This window comes from Pseudomonas sp. 1 R 17, assembly GCF_900067035.1.
GTDB lineage: Bacteria > Pseudomonadota > Gammaproteobacteria > Pseudomonadales > Pseudomonadaceae > Aquipseudomonas > Aquipseudomonas marginalis.
The window spans coordinates 54,993-76,238 of record NZ_FKLB01000050.1; the positions used below are offsets into that span (position 1 = coordinate 54,993).

The 21,246-nt window shown below is 61.0% G+C and carries 23 protein-coding genes; 15 read left to right on the forward strand and 8 right to left on the reverse strand.

Annotation, left to right across the window (positions count from 1 at the left end; translation table 11 throughout):
• Window positions 1-55: 55 nt before the first annotated feature.
• Complete coding sequence (locus tag BFP99_RS17460; RefSeq protein WP_065926140.1) at window positions 56-643, reverse strand: TetR/AcrR family transcriptional regulator; 588 nt, start codon at window positions 641-643, stop codon at window positions 56-58.
• Between the two features lie 148 nt (window positions 644-791).
• Between BFP99_RS17460 and BFP99_RS17465 the strand changes: the two genes are divergently transcribed.
• The 3 genes from BFP99_RS17465 (at window position 792) to BFP99_RS32235 (ending at window position 3,783) form a co-directional block, all read left to right on the forward strand.
• Window positions 792-1,892 (forward strand): alkene reductase, encoded by a 1,101-nt coding sequence (locus BFP99_RS17465; RefSeq protein ID WP_065947800.1) that lies wholly within the window; start codon window positions 792-794, stop codon window positions 1,890-1,892.
• 561 nt (window positions 1,893-2,453) lie between these two features.
• On the forward strand, window positions 2,454-3,299 hold the full coding sequence (locus BFP99_RS17470; protein WP_065947801.1) for an alpha/beta fold hydrolase: 846 nt from the start codon (window positions 2,454-2,456) through the stop codon (window positions 3,297-3,299).
• Window positions 3,300-3,321: 22 nt separating this feature from the next.
• Window positions 3,322-3,783: an SCP2 sterol-binding domain-containing protein gene (locus tag BFP99_RS32235; protein ID WP_242001099.1), complete on the forward strand. Its 462-nt coding sequence runs from the start codon at window positions 3,322-3,324 to the stop codon at window positions 3,781-3,783.
• Here BFP99_RS32235 and BFP99_RS17475 read toward each other — a convergent pair.
• From BFP99_RS17475 to BFP99_RS17490, 4 genes are all read right to left on the reverse strand, one after another.
• Window positions 3,683-4,051: an NAD-dependent epimerase/dehydratase family protein gene (locus tag BFP99_RS17475; protein WP_065926085.1), complete on the reverse strand. Its 369-nt coding sequence runs from the start codon at window positions 4,049-4,051 to the stop codon at window positions 3,683-3,685. The two genes, BFP99_RS32235 and BFP99_RS17475, sit on opposite strands and share 101 nt — an antisense overlap.
• Before the next feature lie 54 nt (window positions 4,052-4,105).
• Window positions 4,106-5,641, reverse strand: coding sequence for an amidase (locus BFP99_RS17480; protein ID WP_065947802.1), 1,536 nt, complete (start codon window positions 5,639-5,641; stop codon window positions 4,106-4,108).
• Between the two features lie 213 nt (window positions 5,642-5,854).
• Window positions 5,855-6,487: an ANTAR domain-containing response regulator gene (locus BFP99_RS17485; protein ID WP_065926083.1), complete on the reverse strand. Its 633-nt coding sequence runs from the start codon at window positions 6,485-6,487 to the stop codon at window positions 5,855-5,857.
• The gene (locus tag BFP99_RS17490; RefSeq protein ID WP_065926082.1) at window positions 6,484-7,632 is read right to left on the reverse strand and encodes a transporter substrate-binding domain-containing protein; all 1,149 of its coding nucleotides are present in this window, start codon (window positions 7,630-7,632) and stop codon (window positions 6,484-6,486) included. Before BFP99_RS17490 ends, BFP99_RS17485 begins: the two co-directional genes overlap by 4 nt.
• A gap of 650 nt (window positions 7,633-8,282) precedes the next feature.
• Here BFP99_RS17490 and urtA point away from each other — a divergent pair.
• From urtA to BFP99_RS17545, 11 genes are all read left to right on the forward strand, one after another.
• Window positions 8,283-9,464 (forward strand): urea ABC transporter substrate-binding protein, encoded by a 1,182-nt coding sequence (gene urtA, locus BFP99_RS17495; RefSeq protein WP_065926081.1) that lies wholly within the window; start codon window positions 8,283-8,285, stop codon window positions 9,462-9,464.
• A 79-nt stretch (window positions 9,465-9,543) separates the two neighbouring features.
• Window positions 9,544-10,446 carry an urea ABC transporter permease subunit UrtB gene (gene urtB / locus BFP99_RS17500; RefSeq protein WP_027603389.1) on the forward strand — a complete coding sequence of 301 codons (903 nt, stop codon included), beginning with the start codon at window positions 9,544-9,546 and terminating at the stop codon, window positions 10,444-10,446.
• 1 nt (window position 10,447) lies between these two features.
• The gene (gene urtC, locus BFP99_RS17505; protein WP_027603388.1) at window positions 10,448-11,596 is read left to right on the forward strand and encodes an urea ABC transporter permease subunit UrtC; all 1,149 of its coding nucleotides are present in this window, start codon (window positions 10,448-10,450) and stop codon (window positions 11,594-11,596) included.
• The gene (gene urtD, locus BFP99_RS17510) at window positions 11,593-12,330 is read left to right on the forward strand and encodes an urea ABC transporter ATP-binding protein UrtD (RefSeq protein ID WP_027603387.1); all 738 of its coding nucleotides are present in this window, start codon (window positions 11,593-11,595) and stop codon (window positions 12,328-12,330) included. The genes urtC and urtD overlap by 4 nt, the downstream gene beginning before the upstream one ends.
• Before the next feature lie 2 nt (window positions 12,331-12,332).
• Complete coding sequence (gene urtE, locus BFP99_RS17515) at window positions 12,333-13,022, forward strand: urea ABC transporter ATP-binding subunit UrtE (protein ID WP_027603386.1); 690 nt, start codon at window positions 12,333-12,335, stop codon at window positions 13,020-13,022.
• A 23-nt stretch (window positions 13,023-13,045) separates the two neighbouring features.
• Entirely contained in the window at window positions 13,046-13,486 is a 441-nt protein-coding gene (gene ureE / locus BFP99_RS17520) for an urease accessory protein UreE (RefSeq protein WP_065947803.1), read from the forward strand.
• Window positions 13,483-14,238, forward strand: coding sequence for an urease accessory protein UreF (locus BFP99_RS17525; protein WP_065926079.1), 756 nt, complete (start codon window positions 13,483-13,485; stop codon window positions 14,236-14,238). Before ureE ends, BFP99_RS17525 begins: the two co-directional genes overlap by 4 nt.
• A 45-nt stretch (window positions 14,239-14,283) precedes the next feature.
• The gene (locus BFP99_RS17530) at window positions 14,284-14,979 is read left to right on the forward strand and encodes an urease subunit beta (RefSeq protein WP_065926078.1); all 696 of its coding nucleotides are present in this window, start codon (window positions 14,284-14,286) and stop codon (window positions 14,977-14,979) included.
• A gap of 3 nt (window positions 14,980-14,982) precedes the next feature.
• A complete protein-coding gene (gene ureC, locus BFP99_RS17535; protein WP_065947804.1) occupies window positions 14,983-16,695 on the forward strand; it encodes an urease subunit alpha in 1,713 nt (570 codons plus the stop codon).
• A gap of 26 nt (window positions 16,696-16,721) precedes the next feature.
• A complete protein-coding gene (ureG, locus tag BFP99_RS17540; protein ID WP_027603381.1) occupies window positions 16,722-17,375 on the forward strand; it encodes an urease accessory protein UreG in 654 nt (217 codons plus the stop codon).
• Window positions 17,372-18,250 (forward strand): urease accessory protein UreD, encoded by an 879-nt coding sequence (locus tag BFP99_RS17545; RefSeq protein ID WP_083221215.1) that lies wholly within the window; start codon window positions 17,372-17,374, stop codon window positions 18,248-18,250. The genes ureG and BFP99_RS17545 overlap by 4 nt, the downstream gene beginning before the upstream one ends.
• Window positions 18,251-18,381: 131 nt before the next feature.
• Here the strand turns inward: BFP99_RS17545 and BFP99_RS17550 are convergent, their stop codons facing one another.
• From BFP99_RS17550 to BFP99_RS17560, 3 genes are read right to left on the reverse strand one after another with little or no spacing between them, the layout of a single operon-like run.
• Complete coding sequence (locus BFP99_RS17550; RefSeq protein ID WP_065926075.1) at window positions 18,382-19,221, reverse strand: MBL fold metallo-hydrolase; 840 nt, start codon at window positions 19,219-19,221, stop codon at window positions 18,382-18,384.
• Between the two features lie 21 nt (window positions 19,222-19,242).
• Entirely contained in the window at window positions 19,243-19,569 is a 327-nt protein-coding gene (locus tag BFP99_RS17555; protein ID WP_065926074.1) for a hypothetical protein, read from the reverse strand.
• Entirely contained in the window at window positions 19,562-20,122 is a 561-nt protein-coding gene (locus BFP99_RS17560; protein ID WP_065947805.1) for a sugar ABC transporter, read from the reverse strand. Before BFP99_RS17560 ends, BFP99_RS17555 begins: the two co-directional genes overlap by 8 nt.
• Before the next feature lie 157 nt (window positions 20,123-20,279).
• Here BFP99_RS17560 and BFP99_RS17565 point away from each other — a divergent pair, with 157 nt between their 5' ends.
• Window positions 20,280-21,182, forward strand: coding sequence for a LysR substrate-binding domain-containing protein (locus tag BFP99_RS17565; RefSeq protein WP_065947806.1), 903 nt, complete (start codon window positions 20,280-20,282; stop codon window positions 21,180-21,182).
• Window positions 21,183-21,246: the final 64 nt, after the last annotated feature.

Here is a 21,246-nt window from a genome sequence, read left to right on the forward strand (position 1 = left end):
TGCTCTCTCGCACGCCCATGAAGCGCATCGGCAGGCGCGCTTGAGGTCTCCCGGACTATTGCTCGCTGCCTGGCGATACCGGCAAGGAAGCCGATATCCGGGCGTGGCAAACCTCGAGTATTTCATCGGCGAGCGGCGAATCATCCGGACACGCTCGCGACAACACCATCGCGCCAACGGCATGAGCCAGTACGTCGATCATCTTCGCTCTCGTCTCGCCCGGCGCAGCGTCTTCGACGGTCGGAGACTTTTGCACCAACGCTTGCAGCATGCGGTCTATGCCTTCGGCGAATGCACGCTTCAGCTCATCCGACTGACGCGCGGCGTCTCCACACAGGGCCGCCATGGTGCAGCCCTCGCCACGCCGGTCACGGTGATCCCTCGACACGTAGATATCGATGAACGTCTGAATATCAAGCGCCTCGGTGCCGGCGAGCGACCGGGAAAGACTGCTGGCTGCAGCCTCGGCCATCAGATCGGCCTTTGAGCCGAAATGTTTGTAGAAACCTCCGTGGGTGAACCCGGCGGCCCCCATGAGATCCACCAAACCTACGCCGTCAAACCCCCGCTCACGAAACAACACGGAGGCCGTCTCGACGATGTGCTCGCGATTTGCCTGCGCCTGCGCTTTGGTCACTTTCACCTGCGATACCTCGAACTTGCACAAAAAACCTACGCCCATAGTACATAGATGTTGATTGCAATCAAAATAATTGACAGCTTTGATTATGATCACCATCATAAAGGCAAACCAAATCCCTCTTCCGCCACAGCCACAGAAGACACCTCACATGACCGATCAAAATCTGTTTACTGCCTATACCCTTGGCTCACTGACCCTCGCCAACCGCATCGTGCTCGCGCCCCTGACGCGCAATCGCGCCGGCACTGGACTGGTGCCCAGCGAGTTCGCCCCCACTTACTACAGCCAGCGCGCTTCGGCCGGACTGCTGATCACCGAGGCCACCCAGATTTCGGCGCAGGCCCAGGGTTACCAAGACACACCCGGTCTTTACACCCAGGCGCAGATCGACGGCTGGCGCCGGGTTACCGAAGCGGTGCATGCCAAGGGCGGCAAGATTTTTGTGCAGCTGTGGCACGTTGGCCGGGTTTCCCATGTGGACCTGCAACCGGGCGGTGCCGCCCCAGTAGCGCCGTCGGCCATCCGTGCCCAGACCAAGACCTTCGTCAATAACGGCTTTGCCGACGTGTCCGAGCCACGCGCACTCGAACTCGACGAACTGCCAGGCATCGTCAACGATTTCCGCCAAGCGGCAGCAAACGCCATTGCGGCCGGCTTCGACGGCGTGGAACTCCACGGTGCAAACGGCTATTTACTCGATCAATTCATCAAGGACGGCGCCAACCAGCGTACCGATGCCTACGGCGGTTCGATCGAAAATCGTGCGCGCCTGTTGCTGGAAGTGACCGCTGCAGTGGTCGCCGAGATTGGCGCGGACCGCACGGGCATTCGCCTGTCGCCGGTCTCGCCCGCCAATGGTGTGTCGAGCAGTGAGCCGCAGGCTCAGTTCGATTACATCGTCGACCAACTCAATGCGCTCGACATCGTTTACCTGCACGTCGTCGAAGGCGCGACCGGTGGGCCACGCGACGTGGCGCCGTTTGATTTCGACGCGTTGCGCCAGCGCTTCCAGAACACCTACATCGCCAACAATGGCTACGACCAAAACCTGGCCAACTCGCGGCTTGCGCAGGACAAGGCTGACCTCATCGCCTTTGGCCGCCCGTTTATCGGCAACCCGGATCTGGTGGAGCGGCTCAAGGCCGGTGCGCCGCTGTCCGCCTTCGACCCCACCACCCTCTACGGCGGCGGTGCGACGGGCTACATCGACTACCCGACACTGGCCGAATCAAGCGCTGCCACCAACTAGGCGGTGCCTGACCGGGCCAGGTTTTATTTGTGCATCCCTCTCACTGCGTGACCGAAGCTTGTATCCGGGAAGGTCCAGGTAACTCCGTATAAATGGCGCGCTTGGTGTCGTTACCTGTGTTCTGGCACCAAACGAGCCAGCGTCGATTACAGAACGATCACGACTGGGGGCACAAGGGGTAAGGCAGGAGCGCGCAAAAGGCTGGAAAGATGAAGTTGAATAACGATAAGTGCGACATCAATGAGTGCGTTGAATCAACCGCAGCCGCACCACCCGATACAGGACACACAGGCCCACATCAGGATCAAGCGCCACAACGTGACGAAGCGATACCTGCGCAGTCACCGACCAGCAAAGTACCTGAAGACGCGGCTCAGCCTGTAATCGTCTGGCGTAGCTTGATGTTGCAGCAGTAACACTGCGAAGTCGCATTGCTCCGTCAACACCCGTCGCAGTGCAACCAGACATCGAGCCCGGTGCGGACAACCCACGCGGGTGCAATCTGTACCCAAACAGCCATGGTTTGCTGCATCAGATGACAACCCCTTGGAGGACTTCAAAATGAGCTATAGCCATCTAACCGCCCCTACCCTGTATATCGACGTCGATGGCGAGACATTTGCCTATCGCCGCTGGGGCAATGACAAGACAGATCCGCCTCCGCTGTTCCTCCTCCAGCATTTCCGTGGCGGCATGGATCATTGGGACCCCATCATGACGGATGGGCTGGCGGCAGGGCGCGAGGTCATCCTCTACAACGGTCGCGGCATTGCCTCTTCTTCCGGAGAGCCGCGTAACCGAATTGAGCTGATGGCCGACGACGCTGCCGCAGTGATCCGCGCACTCGGTCTATCAACAGTCGATGTGCTGGGTTTCTCGCTTGGCGGTTTTATCGCCCAGGACCTGACACGACGCCATCCCGACCTCGTGCGCAAACTGATGCTGCTGGGTACCGGGCCTCGTGGCGGTAATCCGGACTCAGACCCTGGCGTGCTGGAGGCCGCACCACGGCCCATTCCCACAGTGGACGATTTTCTGTTTCTGTTTTTCGGTCGCTCCGAGGCGGCGCGGCAGGCAGGGCTCGCGTTCTGGGAGCGCCGTCATCAGCGTGTCGACCAGGATCCACCCAGCTCTGTGCAGGTGGTGCAGGCACAGATCGAAGCCCACATGCACTTTATGCCCAAGCTGGACCCAAATGATCTCTTCAATCATCTGCGCGCTATCAAACAGCCAACGTTCATCCTGAACGGCATGAATGACGTCATGATTCCAACAGTCAACTCCTGGTACATGGCCCAGAACATCCCGAACGCCCAGTTATTCCTGTACCCGGATGCGGGCCACGGCGCCCAATTCCAATGCCCTGAGCGCTTTCTGAAACACGCCATCGCGTTCCTCAGCGAATGACAACTTACGGAGCCAGCACATCATGCTGAAGTTTAAATTTTTGTTGTGGGCGCTGACCAAGCTGTTTCAGCGGGCCATCAAGAAAAACCCCGGCTGCGCAAAATTTGTTAAAGGCAAGTCGTTGGTCTTTCAGATTCGAACAGAGGATGGCGTGGGTCGCTACTTCACCGTTGCGAACGGAAAGATAAAATCCGCCGCAGGTTTAACGCAAAAGCCGGCATTCACGCTGTCGTTTAGAAACACAGAAAGAGGCTTCGCCATTCTGTCGGCTAAAGACAGCAAGGATGAATTCCTGACGGGGTTGCGTACAGGCGATCTGAAAATCAGCGGTGATTTTGTCGAGGTGATGTGGTTCCAGGGATTAACAGAATACTTGCAGCCGGCTAAAGACCCCGCGCAGGTCTTTTCACGACGCCTTGCATCGTGCGGCTGCCGATCATCACGATTCGGGCGCCGGGGTGCAGCCTGGCGTGCAGGGTGTTGACCAAATGGCTCGCCGCCGCCACGTGAACCTGCCACATGGCTTGGCCATCCTGCGGCTGCAACTGCCCCAACGGGGCGGTACGCATGAAACCTGCCGCGTGGACGATGGCATCCACCGTTTCGATGGGCTGCAAGGCTTGATCCAAGGCCTGCAAGTCACTCAGATCGCATTCAGTCCAGTGAAAGCGCGGATGGTCGATACCGGCAGCGCGGCGACTCAGCCCCTGCACACGCCAGCCTTCTGCCAGCAGGCGTTGCGCGCTGGCCATTCCAGGCCCAGTCGCCAGCGAACGTATTCGCCAGCGCCTGGGCAGGCCATCGGTTTACAGCGCCGGGGGTTTAGGGAATACGCCGCGGGCGTGTTCGTAGGCCTGGGCAACGCGCAGTGCGAGGGCGTCCTGGAAGCGCGGAGCAACGATCATCATGGCGACCGGCAAGCCGTCCGCAAGCCCCGCCGGGATCGATGTCGCGGGGTGCCCCGTGAGGTCAAACGGCGCGGTATTGGCAAGCATGTCCAGTGCACTGTGCACGTACTCCTCCACGGGTGCGTCCGCGGCGGTCAACGGCGTGGCTACGAAGGGCATGGTGGGCATCACCAACACGTCAAAATCCTTGAATGCCTCGTCGTACTGGCGCGTCAGCTCCGGTACCAGCATCCGCGCCTTGGCGTAGTAGGCGCCATGCAGGTTTTTCAGGCTGTAGTGACCGGTCAACGCAACCGCTCGCACGCTACTGGACAACGCATCGGCGTGTTCGCGGCGTTTTTCGCCGAAGTAACTCATGATGCCCGGGTCGTAATAACCGTCGACGTTCATGCCGTAACCATTGCCCTGCAACATCTGATACGCCGCGCCGTCAGTGGCAATCACGTTCCACAGATCCAACGCCACGCCCGTGTGCCACGGCGCGCTTGCTTCGCCGACGCTGGCGCCCAGGCTTTCAAGCTGGGCAACCGCCGCCTTGACCAGGGCATCCACCTGCGGCTCGGACATTCCCGGGATCGCAAAACCTTCTCGCAGCAAGCCGATTTTCAAGCCGGCCACGCCCTGCTCCAGCGTCGCGAGGCAGTTGACCGCTGGCGGATTTTTCTGCCGGGAATCAAGCCCATCGGCCCCCGCAATGACATCGAGCATCGCTGCCACATCGCGTACGTTATTGGCCATCGGGCCCACATGGTCGATGGTCCGCTCAATCGGAAAAGCGCCGGTGTAAGGCACCAGGCCGTAAGTCGGCTTGTGCCCGACGATGCCGCTCCAGGCCGACGGCATCCGGATAGAACCGCCCTGATCGCCGCCGATGGCCATGTCGACTTGGCCAAGCGCCACCAGCACCGCACTGCCGCTGGACGAACCGCCTGCGTTGCGCGTCAGGTCCCAGGGGTTTTTAACCGGGCCGCTGGCGGAGGTAAAACTTGCCCCGGAAAAACACAAGTCTTCACACACCGACTTGCCCACCACCGTGGCCCCGGCCGCCAGCAAGCGTTTGACCACAGTGGCGTCTTCGGACGGGATATAACCGTCCAGGCTCAATGAGCCGTTAGCCATGGGCACGCCAGCCACCGACACATTGTCCTTGATGACCACCGTCTTGCCGGCCAACGGGCCTTGCGCCGCGCCGACGATTCGGGTTTTCACGTACCAGGCGCCGTGCAGGTTGTCTGCCTCGGCGGCTTTGTTGTATTCGCGTTCAGGCGGTTGCTGCGCGACGTTGGCAGCGTAGAGCGCATCGATGGCTTCGTAGGAATTCAACGTTTCATCGGCCAGGTTGAGGAAGGCCTCCATCTGGCTATCTGTCAGGTGATAACCGTGGTCTTCGGCGGCAATCAGAAAGTCGGTTTTGCTGGGGCGTTTTACGGACATGGTGTTCTCCAAATGACGTTAAGAACCACCCAATCTCGGGCGATCATTGACGCGCGCCACCCGTGCCCACTGCACAGGTTACGGCTCGCTCCGGAGGACTCCATTGTCCACGCCGGTCGCCACGCGGTGATCCATACCTGCCAAGGGAGGCGTATGGCAAACGTCCACGCAGAAGAGGATCAAGCCCTCACAAGCTCGATGCTCAAAGGCTGTTCAGGAACAGGCTTGTCGGAACAACTCATGGGCCTTGACCAGCGCTTCGGCGATTTTTTCCACCGGTTCGCGTTTGGCCATGGCTTGATCTCGCAAGGCGTTGTAGGCATCGGTCTCCGACATGCCCTTGGTTTCGATAAGGATTATTTTCGCCTGCTGCACGGTGCGCATGACCGCCATGCGCCCTTCCAGGCGCTTGACGTGCCGTTCCCGTTCGCGGGCCTTGCGTGACTGACTCAGGGTGATCGCCAAAGCGGTCAGCAAACCGAACGACTTCACGGGCGAAGGGATGACAGCGCAAGCGTTCAGTTGCACCAATGCCTCGACGATGATCGGGTTCTCATAGGCAATCACCGGAATGATCGGCGGCGTGCTGGCGTGCAGCAGCCATGGCGTGTTGGTCGACAGGCTTTCCGGCGACACCGCCAATACGATCACGTCCGCCTCGGCGCTCAAGCGCTCCGGAATCGGCCATTGCACACGCACCTGACAACCGATGCGCTGCAACTGCTCGATCAGGTTGCGTCCATCCTCGTCATCCGGGTGGATCACCAATACGCTGACATCGCGCAGGTCCTTGATGCCTGTCGCGCTGTCGTTGCGCAGGCGTTTCTTGGCGGCGCGCAAGGTCATGGACGTCTCCCCACCGAGCCGGACCATTCATTGAAATTGGGTGCAATGGCATAAGGATCAGGCTTGAGTGCACTCTGGCTTTCGTAAAGGATGTCGAATTGGCCCTCGACGTTGGCCCGGCCAATCCGCGAAAACAGGTACGTGTGGTGATTGTTGGCATCGACCCGAATGCGTCCTTGTGGCGCTTCGAATTCCAGCCCGCGCATGGCCTGCAGCACATCCTCCACTTGCGTGCTGCCAGCTCGAATGATCGCCTTGGCCAGCAAGTGCACCTGAAAGTACGCCGCCTCCCAGCAACGGTCAGTGACCTGGTGTTGACCAAACAACTCGCGGTATTGGGCGATGCATTGGCGGTTGGTCGGCGTGTCCACCGACTGAAAATACGTAGCCGCCGAGATATGCCCAGTGCCCAGGTGAACCCCCATTTGCTGGATGTCGGTTTCGCTGGTCGTCAGGCTGGCAATCGGCATCACCGAGGGGTCAAAGCCTGCGTCGGCGTAGGCCTGGTACAAATGCCCCATGGTTTCGCCGACGACCGTCGAGAAAATAAACGAGGGCTTGAGCTCCCTGGCCTTGACCATCAGTTTGGCAAAATCTTCCGGACGTGCGTTTTTCAGCGGCAGGTAATACTCGCCCAGCTTGGTACCGCCACGCTCGTACAACAGGTCGCTCATCAAGCGATTGGTTTCGTACGGGTAGACGTACTCGGAACCGATCATCAACACGCGATTGCCGAAGTTGTCGAGCATGTAATTGCCCAGGGGCAAGGCATTGTGATTCGGTGTGGCGCCGGTGTAGATAATGTTGCGCGAATACTCGAAACCTTCGTAATACACCGGGTACAGCAACAGGGCGTCGTAGCGCTCGACAATCGGCAGTGCCGCCTTGCGTGCAGCCGAGGTGTAGCAACCAAAGAAAAACCGCAGGTGTTCTTCGCGGATCAGCGATTCGATATGCATGGCGTACAGCGCAGGCGTTGAATCGGGGTTGCGGGTGATCAACTGCAGCGGGCGACCACCGACCCCGCCTGCCGCATTGATCTGCGCAATTGCAAACTGCGCGCCGCGCATCGTCGAGCCCTCGGCAGCCGCCGTGACACCGGTATCGGAAAACAGACCGCCTATGCGGATCGACTGGTCAACCATGCCTATCAACCTTGTTCAACGTGAGAAAAGACACCCGCTCGTGGATGGGGGTCTGGAGGCCTGTGCAAATAATGATTGAGCGAGACGCCGTATAACAAAATGGCTGCTCTCAGGCGGGTTGTGCCTGGGGCTGGCGCGACAACACTGTCAGGGCCAGTCATGCGAGGGGCCTTCCACACCTGCCGAGGATGGGCGTGTGACAAGGGACCCTGCGAGGGTGTTGCCTGTCGCTCATGCAGATAGTGGGCCACACGCAATGGACGAGCTGCACCCGCGGCGCCGGCCGGTTTCAATCCTTGCCGTGGAGCCCATCCATGCCGCCCACACGCTCACGGTATTGGTGCATTCAGGGTGCATTCGCGCCAAAGCAGCGCAGGCCAGTGACACGCGGCAATAGATGCAGGCGTCACTCGCACGCCCCTTCGACTGCCCGGAAAACGCCCTGATCGCAATTGGCACTGCCCTTGCTATAACTCTCCAGAGACATCGCGCCAGCTGTTTGCCCTACGCCCCCTTGGCAAGTAGGGAAGCACCTCGCGTACGACTGGATCGGACACAGCTGTCCCGCCAGATTCGGCACAAGAAGCCTGATTTCCCGACTATTGATTTAGCCGGGATGTCGGGCTTTTTTTATTCCTGGAGAGAAGTGAATGCACAACGACAAACGCCGTTTGATCAAGCATGCCCTGTTGCTGGGCGCCTTCAGCCTGTTGCCGTTTTCCCTGGTCAGCCAGGTGCAGGCAGCCGAGACCGTGAAGGTCGGCATCATCCACTCGCTGACCGGCACCATGGCCATCAGTGAGGCCTCGGTGGTGGATGCGGAAAAACTCGCCATCGACGAAATCAACGCCAGCGGTGGCGTGCTCGGCAAGACCATCGAACCGATCGTCGAGGACGGTGCCAGCGATTGGCCGACCTTCGCCGAGAAGGCGCGCAAGCTGTTGGAAAACGATCACGTTGTCGCTACGTTCGGCGCCTTCACCTCGGCGTCGCGTAAAGCGGTGTTGCCAGTGTTCGAACGCAACAAGGCGTTGCTGTATTACCCGACGTTCTATGAAGGCCTGGAAAAATCCCCGGCCATCATCTACACCGGCGCCGAAGCGTCGCAGCAAACCCTGGCAGCCGTCAGCTGGTTGATGGCCAACAAAGGCAAGACCGTCTACCTCGTGGGCTCGGACTACATCTGGCCGCGCACCACCAACAAGCTGGCACGGGCGTCGGTGACCAAGCAGGGCGGATCCATCGTCGGTGAGGATTACCTGCCCCTGGGCAACATCGAGTTCTCCTCGGTGATCAACAAAATCAAGGCCGCCAAGCCCGACATCGTACTGTCCACCATCGTCGGTGGCTCAAACGTGGCGTTCTACAAACAGCTCAAGGCCGCCGGCATCGACAGCAGCAACCAGACGCTGATGGCGCTGGCCGTCACCGAAGAAGAAGTCACCGGCATCGGCGCCGAAAACCTCACCGGCTTTCTCACCTGCATGAGCTACTTCCAGAGCCTGAAAAACCCGGTCAACGAGAAATTCGTCGCCGCCTTCAAGGCCCGCTATGGCGACAAACGCGTAGTCGGCGACCCGATGGCGGCCGCGTACACCGCCGTGTACCTGTGGAAGAAAGCCGTGGAAAAAGCCGGCAGTTTCGACGTCCCGGCCGTGATCGCCGCGTCCTCGGAGCTGACCCTCGACGCGCCTGAAGGCGAGGTCAAGGTCCACAAGGACAACCACCACCTGTGGAAGCGTGCGCGCATCGGCACCCTCAACGCCCAGGGCCAGGTTGACGTGATCTACGAGTCCGCGCCCATCGAGCCTAACCCTTTCCCGAAACTGTGATGCAGGGTCGGGCGCGATCTGACTCGCGCCCTCTCCCGCCCACGCGGTCCGCCAACGTGCAGCGACAGGTAGCGACGCAATGACTTTCGATATTTTGGTGATGCAGGTCTTCAGCGGGTTTTCGCTGTTCTCGGTGTTGGTGCTGATGGCCCTGGGGCTGACCATCGTGTTCGGCCTGATGGGCGTAATCAACATGGCCCACGGCGAGTTGATGGCGATGGGGTCGTACATGACCTACGTCACGTCCGTGGTGTTTGCGCGCTACTTTCCCGACTACATGGGCTGGTATTTCGTGATCGGCATCGGCGTGGCCTTCGTCGTGACCTTCGCGTTCGGTTTCCTGCTCGAGCGCTGCTTTATTCGCTTCATGTACAACCGCCCGCTCGACACGCTTCTGGCGACCTGGGGCCTGTCGCTGGTGCTGCAGCAGGTGTTCCGCCAGGTCTTCGGGCCCAAGGAAGTCAGCGTGCCCACGGTGCAATGGCTGCAAGGCGCGTGGAAGATCAGCGAAGGCCTGGAACTGCCGCTCAATCGGATTTTCATCATCGGCCTGACACTGGTGATCGCCGGCGCCGTGTTTCTGTTTTTGTACCGCAGCCGCTGGGGGCTGCGCATTCGCGCGGTGACCCAGAACCGCGCCATGGCGGGGGCAGCCGGCATTAACACCGCCCGTGTCGATGCGGTCACGTTTGCCCTGGGCTGCGGGCTGGCAGGGATCGCCGGCAGCTCGTTCACCATGCTGGCCTCGACCGGCCCGGTCAGCGGCCAGCAGTACCTGGTCGACACCTTCATCGTCGTGGTGTTTGGCGGGGTGGAGAGTTTGCTGGGTACCTTCCTGTCGGCCTTCGCCATCGGCCAGACGCAGATTTCGCTGGAATACCTCACCACCGGGTCCATGGCCAAAGCCATCACGCTGCTGGTGGTGATCGTGCTGCTGTTCTTCCGCCCCAACGGCTTGTTCGCCGCGAAAGTGAGACGCTGAGATGAACGATATGACTGAGACGCCCCTCACCCGCCCCAGCACCTCGACGCCGACCACGCGCCGGCTGCGCACCGGGTTGCTGCCGTTGCTCGAGCGCCACAGCCTGGTCTGGCTGTCGCTGCTGTTGCTGGTGATATTGCCCCTGAGCCTGGGCGACTTTCGCCTGGGCCTGGCCGGCAAATACCTGAGCCTGGCGTTCTGCGCCGTGGGCATGGTGATGATCTGGGGCTACGGCGGGATACTCAGCCTGGGCCAGGGCATCTTCTTTGGCCTTGGCAGCTACATGATGGCGATGTACCTGAAACTTGAAGCCACCGCCAACGACGAAGCGGCGAGCGCGCTCGCCGCCTTCTACGGCTCGGCGTTGCCGGACTTCATGATCTGGAACAGCGTCGACGCGCTGCCCTGGTGGTGGAAGCCTTTCGAGTCGGCGACATTCACCTTTGCGGCGATCCTCGTCCTCCCGGCATTGCTCGCGTTTGTGTTCAGCTACGCGTATTTCAAGAAGCGCGTGGGCGGCGTGTACTTCTCGATCATCACCCTGTCGTTGGCGGCGATCATGTCGATCATGATCATCGGCCAGCAAGGCTACACCGGCGGCGTCAACGGCCTGACCGACTTCAAGACCGCCTTTGGCCTGAGCCTGCAAACGCCTCAAACGCCCTGGATTCTGTACCTGATCACCACCCTGTTACTGCTGGGCTGCGTGGCGTTGTGCGGGTTCATCCTGCGCAGCCGGCTGGGCAAAGTGGTGGTGGCGATCCGTGACCGTGAGGACCGCGTACGGTTTTCCGGCTACAACACGGCGCTGTTCAAAGCGTTCATCTTTGCCGTTGCAGCACTGATCTCGGCGCTCGGCGGGGTGATGTTCACCCTGCAGGTCGGCCTCGCGTCGCCGTCGCTGGTGGGCATCATTCCTTCGACCGAAATCGTGATTTACGCAGCCCTTGGCGGGCGTCTGTCGCTGGTCGGTGCGGTGTACGGCACGCTGTTGATCGGCGTGGCCAAAACCTACCTGTCGGAAAACTTCGTCAACTTCTGGCAGTACTTCATCGGTTTCCTGTTCATGGGCGTGGTGCTGTTCTTGCCGACCGGGCTGGCCGGTTTGCTGCAACGCCTTGGCCACAACAAACAGGAGGTGCAGTCATGAGTGGCCTGTTGCTGAGTGTCGAAGACCTCACGGTGTCGTTCGACGGTTTCAAGGCAGTGGACAGCCTTAATTTCTATGTCGAAGAAAACCAGGTGCACGTGGTGATCGGGCCTAACGGCGCGGGCAAGACCACCCTGCTTGACATGATCTGCGGCAAAACCCGCCCGAGTGCCGGCAGCATTCGTTTCAAGGACCTGCAACTGGCCAACATGATCGAATACCAGATCACCCGCGCGGGCGTTGGGCGCAAGTTCCAGAACCCTTCGGTGTATGAAGACCTCACCGTGCGCGAGAACCTCGACATCTCATCGCCCGGCAAACGCGGCATTTTCAACTGCCTGTTCGCCCGCAAAGACCCGGCCCTGCAAGCAGAGATCGAGCAGACCGCCGAGATGATTTTCCTGCAGGACCAGCTGGGGCGCAAAGCCGGGCTGTTGTCCCACGGGCAAAAGCAGTGGCTGGAGATCGGCATGCTGCTGATGCAGCGCCCGGAACTGTTACTGCTGGACGAGCCGGTGGCCGGCATGAGTGCAGGCGAGCGGGAAAAGACCGCAGGCCTGCTCAAGCGCATCGCCAAGGGCCGCGCCATGGTGATCATCGAGCACGACATGGAGTTCGTGAAGTCAGTGGCTGACAAAGTCACCGTCCTGCACCAGGGCAAAACCCTGGCCTACGGCTCGATGGATCAGGTGCAAAACGATCCTCGCGTCATCGACGTCTACCTGGGGCACTGAGCATGCTGACCGTCAATAACCTGAACGTGTATTACGGCGACAGCCATGTGCTGCGCAATCTCGACCTGACCCTCGCACCGGCCGAGTCCCTGGCGATCATGGGTCGCAACGGCATGGGCAAGACCACCCTGCTCAGAAGCCTGGTGGGCATGCTGCCGGCGCGCAGCGGCAGCATCACGCTGGCGGGCCGGGAACTCACCGCCAGCAAGAGCTATGAGCGGGTCGCCGCCGGGGTGGGCTTCGTGCCGCAGGGGCGGATGATTTTTCCGTACCTGACGGTGGAGGAAAATATCCTGACGGGCATGCAGGGCGCCCCTGCCGCACCGATTCCCGACTACATCTACGAGTACTTCCCGGTGCTGTTCGAGATGCGTCGACGCAAGGGCGGCAACCTCTCCGGCGGCCAGCAACAACAGCTGGCGATTGCCCGCGCGCTGGTCTCCAACCCCAAAGTGTTGATCCTGGATGAGCCGACCGAGGGCATTCAGCCGTCGATCATCAAGGACATCGCCCGGGCCCTGAACCTGCTGAAAAAAGAACGGGGATTTTCGCTGATCGTCTCCGAACAGGTGCTGTCGTTTGCGATGGCGGTGGCCGACCGTTACCTGATCATCGAGAAAGGCGAGTTCGTGCACAGCGAGGTCCGCGAAACCGTCGACCGCGAGCGCATCCTGCGCTACCTGACCATCTGAAACCGGACCTGGGAGCACACACCATGTTGATCCTCGACCGCATTCTGGGCCAGGCCAGCGACCCTGCCCTCGCCGACCGTTTGCATGACCTCAGCCACGCAGGCCTGGTCGAAACCCTCAGCCTGTCGGCCAGCGACATTCAGCGTCATCGCCTGCGCCTGGCCAGTGATCGCGGCACCGACTGTGCGATTCGGCTGGAGCGCCATCAGCAGCTGCGTAACGGCTCGGTGCTGATGCTCGACGGTCAGCGCGCCATCGTCGTGCACATGCAGGACGTGCACTTTCTCGACCTGCAACCGCGGGACGCTGCCGCCGCGCTGGAGCTGGGGTATTTCGCCGGCAACATGCACTGGGCCGTGCGCTTTGCAGGCACTGCGTTACGGATCCCGCTGAATGGCCCGGAGGCCGACTACCTCGAGCGTCTGGCGCCGCTGCTCGCGGACGGCCGGGTGCTGCGCCTATGAACGCCGCACCGGCCGAGTTGCGCAGCAGCCTGTTGGCACTGCAACAGGCCGACAGTTTTTTCCCTGGTGGTGCGGTTGCCTGGTCATGGGGCCTGGAAACGCTGGTGGCCGATGCGCGCCTGGGGCAGAACGCCGCGATGACCGACCCCGTCCCTGTCAGGCGCCGTCAGCGCGGCCTGCAGAATGATCGCAGCGTTCAGGTGCGGGCCTTCGTCGAAGGTCAATTGCGCCATCGCTGGAACAGTTTTGACCGGGTGTTTTTATGCGCCGCCTGGCATGCAGCGGCTGACCTCGCCACCCTGATGGACCTGGACAGTCACATCGAGGCCCTGACCCTGGCCGAGGAACTGCGCCAAGGCTCACGTCGCGTCGGCCAATCGTTGCTGGGCGTGCATGTCGCGCTCGGTACCCCCGGCGCTGCCGCTTACCAGCAACACGTGCTCGCCCGGGCAACGCCGGGGCATTTGCCGGTGTTGCAAGGGCTGCTGTGGCAACAACTCGGCATGCAACTCGAGCACTGCCAACTCGCCGCCGCCCATGGGCTGTGCACCGGATTGGTCAGTGCCGCTGTGCGCCTGGGCGTAATGGGGCATGTGGATGCGCAGCGGGTGCTCACCGACATCCAGCCCTTGCTGCTGCAACTACTGGCTCAGGCGCCGCTCGCCCTCGACGACGCCAGCGGCTTCACACCCATGGCCGAGATCGCCGTGATGCGGCACGAAACCCAGGACCTCCGTCTTTTCGCCAATTGAGGTGGCGGGCACGAAAACGCCTGCTGCCGACACAGGAGCTTGAACATGCTGCTGACGCCCACCGAACTTGAGCGGCTGACGCTATACACCGCCGCCGAACTTGCGCGCAAACGCCGCACCAAAGGGCTGCGCCTGAACTTTCCGGAAGCCTCGGCGCTGATTGCCGATGAAATCCTCGAAGGCGCCCGTGAGGGTCGCAGCGTGGCCGAGCTGATCGGTTTCGGCTCGACACTCCTCAACACTGACGACGTCATGCCCGGCGTGGCCGATCTGCTGCCGGTACTGCAGGTGGAAGGTACGTTCCCCGATGGCACCAAACTGGTCACCGTGCATCAGCCGATTCGACCCGGGCAGTTGCCGTTGGCCGTCATGCCGACGCCTGGGGAAATCATCTCGCCCGAGGGCGATATACAACTCAACAGCGGTCGCCCCACGACCACCGTACGGGCCATCAATACCGGCGACCGGCCGGTGCAAATCGGCAGTCACTACCACTTTTTCGAAGTCAACAAGGCGCTGGATTTCCCGCGCACCGCCGCCTTCGGCATGCACCTGGACATTCCCGCGGGCACCGCCGTACGTTTTGAGCCGGGGGAGCTGCGCGAAGTGCAGCTGGTGCAATTCGGCGGCACGGGGGACATCTACGGTTTCAGCGGTTTGACCAATGGCAACCTGCACGATCCGGCCTGCAAAGCCATCGCGCTTGATCGAGCCCGCGCACAACAGTTCAAGGGGGCGTGACCCATGGCAACAATGACGCGCAAGGAATACGCCGCGATGTACGGCCCCACCACCGGCGACGCGGTGCGCCTGGGGGATACGTCGCTGCTGGCCGAGGTGGAATTCGACTACGCGGTGCCCGGCGATGAATGCCTGCACGGCGGCGGCAAGACCCTGCGCGACGGCATGGGCCTGATGCCGGGGCATGACAGCGCAGACGGCGCGCTGGACATGCTGATCTGCAACGCGCTGATCATCGACCCGGTGATCGGCATCGTCAAAGGCGACATCGGCATCAAGGACGGCAAGATCGTGGCCATCGGCAAGGCCGGCAATCCGCAGGTCATGGACGGTGTCCATCCGCAATTGATCTGCGGCGTCGCAACCACCGTGCGCGACGCAGAAGGCCTGATCGTCACGCCGGGCGGGATCGACGTGCACGTGCATTTCGACTCGGCGCAACTGTGCGATCACGCGCTGGCGGCGGGCCTGACGACGCTGATCGGCGGCTCGCTCGGGCCGATTACCGTGGGGATCGACTGCGGCGGCGAATGGAACGTCGGCAAGATGCTGCAGGCCTCTGAAGCCTGGCCAATCAATTTCGGCTTTCTCGGCAGGGGCAATTCCAGCAAGCCGGAATCGCTGCTCGGCCAACTGCGCGGTGGCTGCCTGGGATTGAAGATCCACGAGGACTGGGGCGCGATGCCCGCCGTGATCGATACCTGCCTCAAGGTGGCCGATGAATACGACTTCCAGGTGCAGTTGCACACCGACACCCTGAATGAATCGGGTTTTCTCGAAGACACCCTGGCCGCCATCGGCGACCGCACAATCCACATGTACCACACCGAAGGCGCAGGCGGCGGCCACGCCCCGGACATCATCAGCGTGGCGGGAAAATCCAATTGCATCCCCTCCTCGACCAACCCGACCAACCCGTACACCGTCAACACCTTCGACGAGCACCTGGACATGATCATGGTCTGCCATCACCTCAATCCGGACGTGCCGGAAGACGTGGCGTTCGCCGAATCCAGAGTGCGTCCGCAGACCATCGCCGCCGAAGACATCCTGCACGACACCGGGGCGATTTCGATCCTGGGTTCCGACAGCCAGGGCATGGGGCGCATCAACGAGGTGATCTGCCGCACCTGGCAGCTGGCCTCGAAGATGAAAGACCAACGCGGCCGTCTACCGGAAGAAAAAACCGGATTGGGCGACAACGAACGCATCAAGCGTTACATCGCCAAGTATACGATCAACGCTGCGCGGGTGTTCGGCATCGACAGTTACATCGGCTCGCTGGAGCCGGGCAAGCTCGCTGACCTGGTGCTGTGGCGGCCGGCCTTTTTTGGCGTCAAGCCGGAGCTGGTGGTCAAGGGCGGGTTTATCGTGCACGGCGTGATGGGCGACTCGGCAGCCTCGCTGTACACCTGCGAGCCGCTGATCATGCGCCCGCAATGGGGGGCCTTTGGTGAGGCCAAACAGGCACTGTCGGTGAATTTCGTCAATCGCCTTGCGGTGGAGGCCGATACCGCTGAGAAACTGGGCCTGAAAAAAGCCCTGTTGCCGGCCTTCGGCACCCGCACGCTGCGCAAGTCCGACATGTTGCACAACGACGCCTGCCCGGACATTCGCGTCGACCCCCAGACCTTCGATGTGTACGCCGACGGTGAGCGCCTGACCTGCGAGCCGGTCAGCGAAGTGCCCCTGGCCCAGCGCTACATGCTGCGCTGATCACAGCCAATAAAAGGAACCTGCTAATGAGCACTGCATTCAACGCCGCACCGCAGCCGCAACCCCACCCCGGCGCCGCGCGCGTCGGGATCGGCGGCCCGGTCGGCTCGGGCAAGACTCGCCTGCTGGAGCAACTGATTCCGCGCTTCATCGCGCGCGGCACCGAGCTGGCCATCATCACCAACGACCTGGCGACCCGCGAGGACGCCGAACGCGTGCAGCGCAGCGGCCTGATCGACCCACAACGGGTGCTCGCGGTGGAAACCGGCGCCTGCCCGCACACGGCGATCCGCGAAGACCCGACGCTGAACCTGCAAATGGCCGACGAGCTGGAAGCGCGATTCGAGAACCTGGACCTGATCCTGATTGAGTCCGGCGGCGATAACCTGGCCTCGACCTTCTCGTTGGATCTGGTGGATTACTGGATCTTTGTCATTGATGTCGCCGGCGGCGATGACATCCCGCGCAAACGAGGGCCCGGCGTGTTGAGCTGTGATCTGCTGGTGGTCAACAAATATGATCTGGCGCCCTATGTGGGCGTGGATCTGCCACGCATGCGTCGCGAGTCAGCCGAAGCCCGCAACGGCCGGCCCGTGCTGTTCACCAACTGCGCGACGGGTGACGGGGTCGACGCGGTCGTCGACGCCATCAGCCGCGCCGTGTTGTTTGACCGACCATGAACGCGCCGCAGGAACTGTTTCACCCGTTGATTGCACCGCCCAAGGCATCCTCGCAGGTGCAGGCCCGGATTGCCTTCAGCAAAGCGCCGTCCGGCGCCAGTTATATCAGCGAACAGCGCGTGGGCTATCCCTTTCATCTGGGCCGCACCCTGAAGCTGCCCGACGACCCGAAAGGCATGGCCGCCGTGTATGTGCAGTCTTGCTCGGGCGGGATTTTCGCAGGCCAGGATTTGCGGATGCACCTGCATGCCGGGCCGGACACTCAAGTGCATGTCAGCACTGGCGCGGCGACGGTAGCCCACAGTATGCTCGAGCAATCGGCACGGCAGACCGTCAGCCTCACCGCCGAACACGGAGCGCTACTGGAGTACCTGCCTATGGCGACGATCCTGTTTCCCCAGGCAAAACTGCACAGCCAGGTAAGGGTGAATCTGCACCCGGGCGCCAGGGTGATGCTGTGCGACGCGTTTTGCCTGCACACCCCCCAGGACAGTGCCGGCCTCTTCGATGTCTACCGCGCCGACCTGGAAGTGCGCTGCCCGGCAGGCCGCTTGCTGGCCGGCGATCGCCTGGCGCTGAACGGGCAAGACCTGCTGCGGCAATTACCGGGCGTCAGTGGTGCCTTCCAGACCCTGGCGACATTCATGCTCGTGGGTCAGGGCTTGCCTGTCGAAGCGCTGAAAACCGCATTGCGCAATGCCCTGCCCACTCACCCCGACAGCTATCTGGGTGTCAGCGCATTGCCCAACGATTGCGGGGTTTCATTACGCATCATGACCCTTGATGCCGTGTCACTGCGCAACAGCCTTCACATAGCCTGGGCGTGTGTACGTGAGCATCTGACCGGTGTGGCACCGCGTATGCGCCGCAAATGAGGAGTGACGATTGCAACCCACGCCGGCTGACGGCGTTCAGCGATTTTCTGTTCGACCGCTGGCAGGAGGCGCCGTGGGATCAATGACCTCATTCGCCGCAGCCGATGCATCGTAGGCATCTCGAACAGCCGCTAAGTTTCGTAGGAAATTTTGTAGGTCTTGCCTATCCGCTCGACATGTGCAAATCCAAGCTCGCCAAGGTGCATACCCGCGATAAGAATCTTGTCCGAGCTGACGACATCCAACAACTTTGAACGTGTGGCGGCGGAAAGCAGCGGGTCTTGGTCAAATGCAATGGATACGTCGGGACGCGCAATCTGGACTTGAGGGAAATGAACGATATCCCCCCAGATCAACAGACTCCTCTGATCGGATTCGAGGCGATAACCGGAATGCCCCGCCGTATGCCCCAGAAGGGGCGTCGCACTGATGCCAGGGAGGACTTCGTTATCAGTAAATGTGCGCATTTTCTCCCGATACTGATCGAACACCTTCCGAGCAAACAGAAAGTTGCCACGAGCACGCTCACTCGCTCGGCTGAGATTGCCATCGTCCTCCCAGAAAGAAACCTCACGCTGGTGCACGACCAACTCTGCATCGGGAAAGACAGCTGCCCCGGAAGAATCAACCAGCCCCCCAACATGGTCGGGATGTGCGTGAGTCAGGAGAATCGCGTCAATGTCAGAGGGTTGCACGCCAGCCAGTGCGAGATTGGCCTTCAGCTTTCCGCCCCACTGCTTGAAACCACCAGCCCCCGCATCGATGAGAATCGTGCGGCCCCTTCCACGCACCAGGTAACAGTTGATGTGGATCGAGGATGGGTCGCTCACGCCTGCGTCCTGCTGCAACTTGGACGCCTGCGCAGGATCGATATTGGAGAGGAGATCCAGACTTGCGCAAAGGTATCCGTCACTGATGGCCGTAATCGAAAACTCGCCGATCTGCTGGCCCGGAAATTTCATGTCGCTCATTGCAGCACTCCTTGCGCGTCATCAGTTCCGCGCGTAAATGGCAGCAGCTGGATAGCCGATGCAACGGATGCGCGCCGTTAGCCCCGCATGGCGCTCTACGGCCTCATCCAGTCGCGCCATGAAGACATCCATGACCGATGGCGTTCTGAGCGGTTCGAGGCGGTACCTGATTTCCGCGTAAGCAGGATGCCCGCGCCCCTGGCGAACAGAGACATAGATGACATGCACGTTGTCCAACGTAGCCTGGAGGACGTCCGTGCAAAGCCGAGTACATTCTTCAGTGAGTTCCGCCAGATTCGCCTCGGGCGGCATCTTTTCCGCCTGGATGAAGATTGTCAGGTTAGGCATGTCGGTTTTGCCCCGGCGTGTGGGGCAGTGCGCCACTGCCACTCGTCAACTGCGCGGTCATCGGAGCATAGAGGTGTACGTGGTTCGGAAGGGTATCCACATCGAGACGGATGGAGCTATCCAGCTTCGCCAGCCATCTGATTTCAGGGCACTTCTCCAATGCGACGGCGAGCATCCGATCAGGCGCCAGCCCCCTCTCGATGAGCGGCTCGGGACCGACTGCGCTTACGATCAGATGCTCGCCTTCACCGACGGCAGGCGCACGTTCAAGGGCGCCATACAGATTGCGGTGCCAATCGGTGATGTGCTGCTGCCAGCGTGCAAAATTGCCGCCGCCCTTCTGGCGATACTCATCGCCCTCAAGCACGGCCAGGCCGTCGATCGAATGCATGGCAAGGTAGACAGGGCAACCCGTGCTCAACGCCTTGAAGCGCTGCGAGGTATGGAACCCGCTCACGGAAATAAGCGCGGGTAGTTTTTCCAGGCTATAGAAATCATTCCACTCGGCTTCGCTGGCGGGGTCGGTAAAGCTGCACTCGACGGTATAGATCATGGATAACGTCGCGGCCGAACATCGTGTGTCCGGCCCTCCTTGTTGATGTTCCATCACGGTATGGCCTTGACATCAACGAATAAAGCGATTTTTCGGTATGCTTCAGTGATAAAAGCTCAAGCTTATCTGGATCACCACCCTTAGACCGAGAACGCTTATGCGAAAGAAGATCCCGAGCAGCACGGCATTGACAGCATTCGAGGCGGCCGCTCGTCACGGCAGCTTCGCGCGCGCGGCAGAAGAACTGTCTTTGACTGAAGGCGCCATCAGTCGCCAGATTGGCCGGCTGGAAGCCTTCCTCGGTGTCGCGCTATTCGAACGAGTCGGCAATCGTGTCCGGCTCCTGCCCAACGGGGAACGCTACGCGGCCCAAGTTCGCGAATCGCTGGACCGCCTGGATCGGGACAGTCAGTACTTAATGGGGCAGCCGAACGATGGTGCGAGCCTGGACATCGCCACTATCCCGACGTTCGCGATGCGATGGCTCATTCCTCGCTTGACACGATTCCAGCAAAAGCATCCGAACATCACTGTGCATTTGGCCGAGCGCATGGACCCCTTCGTCCTGGCCGGGAGCGGATTCGATGCTGCCATCCATTTCGAGCACCCAGCGTGGACGGGTATGCGGACTCACCACCTTTTGCATGAAGTGCTGGTTCCTGTTTGTCATCCTGCATTGCTCCAAGAGAGCACAGGAGCAGCAACACTGGACATGCTTCCACGCCTGCACCGACGGCAGAACCCGGATGCCTGGCAGCGCTATTCCCTGGAAACGGGGATCCCACTTACCAATCCAGCGATTGGTGCGCGCTACGATCTTCACGGCATGTTGATCGAGGCGGCATTGGCCGGCCTCGGTGTTGCGCTGGTCCCGCGTCTTTACGTTGAAACTGAACTGGCGTTAGGACGTCTGGTCGCTCCGTGGCCAGAGGGGAAAACCATTTCCAAAACCTTCTGCCTCATCCTCCCCGAGCCCATCGCATTGAGCAGAGAGCCAATACAAGCGTTTGCTCAATGGATGCTGGACGAAGCGAAGAAAGCAACGACGGTTGAGTCGTAGGGAACCTCCTTTTGCAGGCCTGCCACCAGGTTGTCCCATACGTTTTTATGTATGCATCGATGCA